Source organism: Allobacillus halotolerans (assembly GCF_018967645.1).
In the GTDB taxonomy this organism is placed as follows: Bacteria; Bacillota; Bacilli; order Bacillales; family Alkalibacillaceae; genus Allobacillus; species Allobacillus halotolerans.
The window spans coordinates 100,218-107,022 of record NZ_JAHLZF010000008.1; the positions used below are offsets into that span (position 1 = coordinate 100,218).

The 6,805-nt window shown below is 40.4% G+C and carries 11 protein-coding genes; 4 read left to right on the forward strand and 7 right to left on the reverse strand.

The genetic code is table 11. The features are described 5' to 3' along the window. Window positions 1–201: 201 nt before the first annotated feature. From KQ486_RS07200 to KQ486_RS07230, 7 genes are all read right to left on the reverse strand, one after another. Window positions 202–984: a sulfite exporter TauE/SafE family protein gene (locus KQ486_RS07200; RefSeq protein WP_216687178.1), complete on the reverse strand. Its 783-nt coding sequence runs from the start codon at window positions 982–984 to the stop codon at window positions 202–204. Between the two features lie 70 nt (window positions 985–1,054). Next, window positions 1,055–2,185 (reverse strand): MBL fold metallo-hydrolase, encoded by a 1,131-nt coding sequence (locus tag KQ486_RS07205; RefSeq protein WP_216687179.1) that lies wholly within the window; start codon window positions 2,183–2,185, stop codon window positions 1,055–1,057. A gap of 62 nt (window positions 2,186–2,247) precedes the next feature. After that, a complete protein-coding gene (locus KQ486_RS07210) occupies window positions 2,248–2,820 on the reverse strand; it encodes a sulfurtransferase TusA family protein (RefSeq protein ID WP_216687180.1) in 573 nt (190 codons plus the stop codon). Window positions 2,821–2,838: 18 nt separating this feature from the next. After that, window positions 2,839–3,135 (reverse strand): rhodanese-like domain-containing protein, encoded by a 297-nt coding sequence (locus KQ486_RS07215; RefSeq protein WP_144163149.1) that lies wholly within the window; start codon window positions 3,133–3,135, stop codon window positions 2,839–2,841. 18 nt (window positions 3,136–3,153) lie between these two features. Further along, window positions 3,154–3,633, reverse strand: a complete 480-nt coding sequence (locus KQ486_RS07220) for a DsrE/DsrF/DrsH-like family protein (protein WP_144089519.1) — start codon at window positions 3,631–3,633, stop codon at window positions 3,154–3,156. A 100-nt stretch (window positions 3,634–3,733) separates the two neighbouring features. Next, window positions 3,734–3,961 carry a sulfurtransferase TusA family protein gene (locus KQ486_RS07225; protein WP_144163147.1) on the reverse strand — a complete coding sequence of 76 codons (228 nt, stop codon included), beginning with the start codon at window positions 3,959–3,961 and terminating at the stop codon, window positions 3,734–3,736. Between the two features lie 101 nt (window positions 3,962–4,062). Beyond that, a complete protein-coding gene (locus KQ486_RS07230) occupies window positions 4,063–4,323 on the reverse strand; it encodes a metal-sensitive transcriptional regulator (RefSeq protein ID WP_144163145.1) in 261 nt (86 codons plus the stop codon). 183 nt (window positions 4,324–4,506) lie between these two features. On the opposite strand from KQ486_RS07230, the gene KQ486_RS07235 reads away from it, so the two are divergent. Genes KQ486_RS07235 through KQ486_RS07250 form a run of 4 tightly spaced genes read left to right on the forward strand, consistent with a single transcriptional unit; the run spans window position 4,507 to window position 6,605 of the window. After that, on the forward strand, window positions 4,507–5,010 hold the full coding sequence (locus KQ486_RS07235) for a sigma-70 family RNA polymerase sigma factor (protein ID WP_216687181.1): 504 nt from the start codon (window positions 4,507–4,509) through the stop codon (window positions 5,008–5,010). After that, window positions 5,003–6,019, forward strand: a complete 1,017-nt coding sequence (locus KQ486_RS07240; RefSeq protein ID WP_216687182.1) for an anti-sigma factor — start codon at window positions 5,003–5,005, stop codon at window positions 6,017–6,019. The genes KQ486_RS07235 and KQ486_RS07240 overlap by 8 nt, the downstream gene beginning before the upstream one ends. Further along, window positions 6,004–6,297 (forward strand): hypothetical protein, encoded by a 294-nt coding sequence (locus tag KQ486_RS07245; protein ID WP_144163139.1) that lies wholly within the window; start codon window positions 6,004–6,006, stop codon window positions 6,295–6,297. Before KQ486_RS07240 ends, KQ486_RS07245 begins: the two co-directional genes overlap by 16 nt. Window positions 6,298–6,308: 11 nt before the next feature. Further along, window positions 6,309–6,605, forward strand: a complete 297-nt coding sequence (locus tag KQ486_RS07250) for a hypothetical protein (protein WP_216687183.1) — start codon at window positions 6,309–6,311, stop codon at window positions 6,603–6,605. Window positions 6,606–6,805: the final 200 nt, after the last annotated feature.

Sequence of the window (6,805 nt, forward strand, 5' to 3'; positions counted from 1 at the left end):
TTGTAGGTAAATACCGGTGCTTAATTTTGGACAGATTAATTAATGATTTGGTTGATAAACTGATGAGACTTTGTGGCCGGTTGAGAAATGGTTCTTAACTTATGAGATTCGGAGATATTTTGATAGATTTATGTGCCCACCAGCAAAATAAATGGGCCCATATACGGAATATATGCGCCCATTTCCAAAATATATGGTCTATTAAATAAATTCCAACCATATTTTAATCGCTGAAGCAAAAATCAATACAGATAAAATCCACTGTAAGATTTTTGTATCCATTTTCTTACCCATCATCGCACCGATTGGAGCTGCGATTAAGCTAGCAACAATCATGACTGCAGAAGGAACGAAAAGAATTTGACCGGTCATTAATTTACCTGCTGTCGAACCGATCGATGATATAAATGTAATCGCTAAAGATGATGCGATTGTCATTCGTGTAGGAATTTTCAGGACGATTAACATAATCGGCACTAAAATAAATGCTCCGGCTGCACCAACTATTCCGGCTCCAATACCAACTGCCAATGCTAGACTAGATGCTAACATTTTGTTGAACGTTACTTCATCGAACGATTGATCATCCAATCCTTTTTTCGGCAAAAACATCATCACGACTGCGATGGTCGCAAGGATGGCATAGACAAAGTTAACGGATCCCTCTGAAAGGAAACGAGAACCAAAACCACCGATAAAGCTACCGATCAATATGCTGGCACCCATGTAAATAATAAGTTGTTTATTTAAATATCCACCTTTACGGTAGGCCCAGACACCGCCAATGGTCGCAAAGAATACTTGAATGGCGCTGATGCCAGACACTTCATGTGCTGTAAAAGCTGCAAACCCTAATATTGATGGTATATATAAAAGCATCGGATACTTAATAATGGAGCCGCCGATTCCGACCATACCAGAAATGAATGAACCGACAAAGCCAATGATAAAAATCAGTAATAGAAACAAAATACTATATTCCAATGAAATCTCCCCCACTTCATAAGAAGGAAGGATTAAGGACGAGCCTCAATCCTTCCACTCCTTTATTCATTTACTGGATCGCACAACGGTTTGGTCCAATTTCCATTTCACGTTGTCTATCGTGATCTGGTGAAATTTTACCCATGTTCGTTTCGCGAATTTCTTGGTGTGAATTTGGTTGTGGTGGTAAGTTTTCTGTTACCATGCTGCGGAATTCACTCTCATCCTCAACGTTTAATCCGTGGTTCTTTTCATATAAAGTTCCTAGCTTCTCACCAACTGAGCCATCTTCATTCAACTCATCATTCGTCATGAAGTGAGCTGGTAAAACATAAAGTTCAGAAGATACTTCTTTATATCTACTGTACAGTGTTTCACGTAAATCTCCTACCCAGTCCTCTGCCTTACCTGCCAAGTCTGGACGACCGATGGAATTCACAAACAAGATATCGCCGGACAATAGATATTGATCGTCTACAATAAACGAAGTAGACCCAATTGTATGCCCTGGTGAGTATAGGGCATGAACATCAATATTTGATGAACCAACTTGAATGACATCCTGATCGTTTAATGGCTTGTATTCATATTGAACTTCTGTTGCGTCTTTTGGTGGTAACCAATACGTTGCTCCTGTTTTCTCGGCTAAGCGACGGCCACCAGAAATATGATCTGCGTGCAAGTGCGTGTCTAACGCATGTGTGATTTTGGCGCCTTTTTCTTTTGCGAAATCAACAAACACATCCGTCATCCGTACTGCATCAATCGTTGCCGCTTCATCTCCAGAAATAATCATATAAGATAAGCAACCTTTACCTAAACGAACAAATTGATATAGCTCGCCACCATCAGTTAAGTCAGCAACTTTAATAGGCTCTAAATGTTCACTCCAAGCTTTCATGCCGCCTTCTAGTGAGTAAACATTTTCATAACCTTCTTCAACTAGCATTTCACCAACAAACTCAGAAGAACCACCTTTTGCACAGACAATTAAAATGTCTTGATCTGTTGGCAATTGGTCTTTGATCGGGTCAATACCGTCAATTAAATCGAAATATGGTGTATTTACATAGCTAAATTGTTCGCCTTCAATTTTCCAATCGTTAAAATCATCTTCGTTTCTGACGTCTAGAATAAACAATTGATCTTTATTTAAAACTTTTTTCGCTACTTCTTTTACATTCATTGTTTGAATAGACATTCCAAATTACCCCCTAAGGTATATAAATTTGTATAATGAAAACCCGTCCTTAGACGAGTTGATTATCCACTACGTTCGACGTCGCCGTCCCAAGTACTCATACCTGGCACAACATTATAGACGTTCTCAAATCCTTTTTCGGTCAATAACTGTGCAGCTAAATCACTACGGCTTCCTGTTCGACATACTACATAAACTTCTTGGTCCTTTTCAATCTCGTTCAAACGAGCTTCCAATTCGCCAAATGGAATCGATACAGCAGTCGGAATGTGACCAAAAGCATATTCTGCCGGTTCGCGCACATCAACTAACGTAACGTTTTCTGCTGTCAACTTCTGTTTCAATTGTTCATTATTCACTTTATTTTCATGAGTCGTTTCTTCGCTCACTTCGTCTGATGAAGCTTTACGGATATAATGTTTAATGACATCATCCTCTTCAACAACCCCTAAATATTGGTGTCCGCCACGCTCAGACCATGCTTTCAAATCTGCTTTGGACCCAGGGTCGGTCGCTTCGACTAATAATACTTTTCCTGGCTCTAACTGATCGATTTCCTTACGCGTTTTTACAACAGGCATCGGACAAGCCATTCCTTTACTATCTAAAACGTGATCTGCTTTAATTTCTGTCATTACAAATCCCTCCAATTGTTATTCGACTGGACCTTGCCAATCCAACATACCGCCAGTCATATTGGTGACGTTAAAACCTTTCGATTCAAGGTACTGCGTCGCTTGGCCACTACGCCCACCAGAGCGGCATACCATAATATATGCTGCATTTTTATCTAATTCATGCTCGCGAAATTCAACTAAACCAAGTGGCATGTGTAGCGCGCCAGGGATTTTCCCAGCAGCTACTTCTTCCGCTTCACGGACATCAATTAGATTCAATTGCTCACCATTTTCTAATTTTTCTTGTACTGTCTTTGCATCAATTGTTTTCATTCGAAATTCCTCCAACTATTAAATGAATAAATTAATGGCGCCATCTTCACCGTCAGCGATATAAGCTGCGACACCACCGTATTCGATGTCATCCATTAATTCTTCTTTTTTCAAACCTAAAAGGTCCATTGTCATCGTACAAGCAAGCAACTTAATATCCTGCTCTTTAGCCAAGTCGACTAAATCAGAAACAGGCATAGCATTGTGCTTCTTCATCACTTTTTTGATCATCTTAGGACCCATTCCTAGAAATTGCATTTTTGATAATGGCATATTTTCTGCCCCACGAGGCATCATTTTTGCAAACATTTTCTCCATAAATGATTTCTTCGGTTGTAATTTCTCATCTTTACGCAACGTATTTAATCCCCAAAACGTGTGAAAAATTGTCACATCATGATCGTATGCTGCCGCACCATTCGCAATAATATAGGCAGCCATCACTTTATCGTAATCACCACTAAACAAGATGATATTCGTCTTTTTTCTTTCGGACATTTTACTTCCTCCTAAATGGTTATTTGAAGAGAGAACGAAAGTTGTATTTCGCTCCCCCTCATACACATACCCGTACAGGTATATTATCATCTAAAAAAATTTATGCTTTTTTAATATAGAAATAGAATACGCCGTCTTCTTCTTTTAGATCAACGAGCTCATGTCCAGAAGACTTTGCCCATGCGGTAATATCACTCTTAGATCCTGCATCAGTTGTTACCACTTCGAGAATTTGACCACTTTCAATGTCATCAATCGTTTTCTTTGTTCTTACAACTGGCATTGGGCATGCAAGTCCTTTAGCGTCTAATGTCTTCTCAATATTCATTATAAAATTCCTCCTGTTAATTGTTTTTTATATTTTAATACCCTATGGGGTATATTATAAAATAAAAGAATGATTGTCAACAAGTAAATTTATTTTTTTACTTATCGACTTTTTACCAATAAATTCACAGCTTCCTTAACTTTATCATCTGTGTTCTCGCCGTTTTCTTCTGCTTCACGCACACATTCAATTAAATTTTCGCTGACGATTACACCAATTGCTCGGTCAATCGCCGTTCGACTTGCGGAAAGCTGCGTAATGACATCTTGACAATCCGAGCCTTCTTCCATCATTCGAAGTGCGCCTCTTAGCTGGCCTTCCAATCGTTTAATGCGATTCTTTATTTTATCATCGTATTCCATTGCATCTTCCCCCCTCTACTAATTAATCCCAAGTTTATCATGTGTTATTTCAACCGATATATTTACATCATATACCCCTAACGGTATAATGTCAAACAAAAAATTGTAACCATGATAAAATGTCAGTAAACGTGCAACTTTTTGTGCGGCTCATCCGTTGTTTGAGTGAAAGGGGGATCATAAATGGAAATTGACGATATATACAAAAACTACATGTACGATCTATATCGTTATTTATTCTCCCTTTCAAAAAATCACCATACTGCAGAAGATTTAGTACAAGAAACATTTTACCGGACTTACTTAAGCTTACCTGAACAAAATATTACGAACATCAAAGCTTGGTTGTTTAAAGTTGCCTATCATACATTTATCGATGATACGCGCAAAAATAAGAAACAAATTCCTAATGAAGAGATCGAACGATTAAAAGACAAAGAGTCCAGTGCTTGGACACCCGAGGATCAAGTACTTCAAAATGAAGAGTACCAACAACTTATCGAAATGGTCCATCAACTGCGGCCGAAACACCAACACGCTGTCATCCTTTGTGATCTACACGAACTTACATATGAAGAAGGTGCACAAATTATGGAACTAAACATCAATTCATTTAAAAGTAATTTGTATCGTGGTAGGCAAGCATTGATGAGTAAATTAAACGAACGGAGGAATCAAGATGAGTGATGATCAAAATTATTGGAAGATGATTGACCGATCAAAAAAGCAATTTGATGAAAACACAAATATTGATTCCAATAAAATACTAAAAAAAAGTCGCCATAAAGCTTTGACGACAAACATTTTAATTAGTTTGGCAGTTCTTTTGATGATTGTACCCACTTTAACACTGCTTACCTATTTTTATTATGGAAGCGGTGGCCATGACGGCCGGGCAAACACGCAAATCAAAGTCGCTAGTGACGTAATCGAAGTGACCGAGCCGAATATGTTTGTAAAACGAATGGAATTAGAAGAAACGATCGATTTCTTTTCAATGGATTTGAACTTTGATGTTTATAAACGGATTGGAAAAGAAGAATATCGAGTGGGAGAATATGACATCGATTATATGTTGGATCAACCCGCTTTCCCGAATCGAACGTTCTTTTTGGATCGACCGCATCCAGAAATACCGCCTAGAGATGAGCCTAGCTATTTTATCCATCCAGCACTCCATGTACCTTATGAATTCAAAAAAGAGTGGGAAATTGTTCAAAACGTCCCTGATGGAACGGTTGTAGAAGCCTATATATCTTTCAGCAATCCAATAAGACCAGATGACATTCGTGACATTAACCCCGGTCGCGACCCAGATATCGATTTTTTATGGTTAGCTGTTGATACAGGGGTCGAAAAGAAAGTCCTTGATAGTGAAGGACTGCCAGTTACACCAATCGGATACCCTATTTATAAAGATCCACCAACGTGGACGCCTTTTGATAACAGGCAGGATAATAGCGAAGTTTTTAAAGAGATTTTAAACCATTTAGAGAACCACGAAGAGCAAGCGACGAAAATCGCCCGAGCTAAAACATTAGCCCTTGATGAACGCATTGATTACATTCAAGAAAATGGTGTAAATATTTATGGAGCTGTTGTTACAGGACCAGCATCTGAAATTCGAAAGCTTCAGGACAACGAGTATGTTAGAAGCCTTAAAGTTGGCGAGGTGAAACTATGGAATTGGCGATGAAAATTAAATCGAAAGTAGCTGGTATACCTGGGTTGGTTTCGATTATTAGTGCACTTCTCGGTTTAGCCTATTTCAATGTTGAGTATTTAACGAAAATGAATACATCAATCTCGCCATACGTCTTTTTTATAATGGCATCAGTATTCTCGGGAATCGTCGGCCTATTTAGTAAAAAAAGTCGTTTGTATGCAATATGGGGATTAGGAATCGGAATTTTTCTTGTGGTTCATCTGATCTTGATGATTTTCTTTTCAATCAATATTAATTACAAACCGTAAAACTTTCAATCTTGACGGAGGGAATTTTTCTAAAACGTTTTCGTCGGGCGGTTTCGCACGTTCGTCGGGCGGTTGCACACGTTTGTCGGGCGGTTCCACGCGCTTGTCGGGCGGTTCCACACGCTTGTCGGGCGGTTCCACGCGTTTGTCGGGCGGTTCCACACGCTTGTCGGGCGGTTCCACGCGTTTGTCGGGCGGTTCCACACGCTTGTCGGGCGGTTGCTCGCGCTTGTCGGGCGGTTGCTCGCGTTTGTCGGGCGGTTCCACACGCTTGTCGGGCGGTTGCTCGCGTTTGTCGGGCGGCTTGACGCGTTTGTCGGGCGGTTGCTCGCGTTTGTCGGGTGGCTGCACACGCTTGTCGGGCGGTTCCACACGCTTGTCGGGCGGTTCGACACGCTTGTCGGGCGGTTCCACACGCTTGTCGGGCGGCTGCTCGCGTTTGTCGGGCGGTGGCACGCGCTTGTCGAGCGGCTCCACACGCTTGTCGGGCGGTTCCACACGTTTGTCG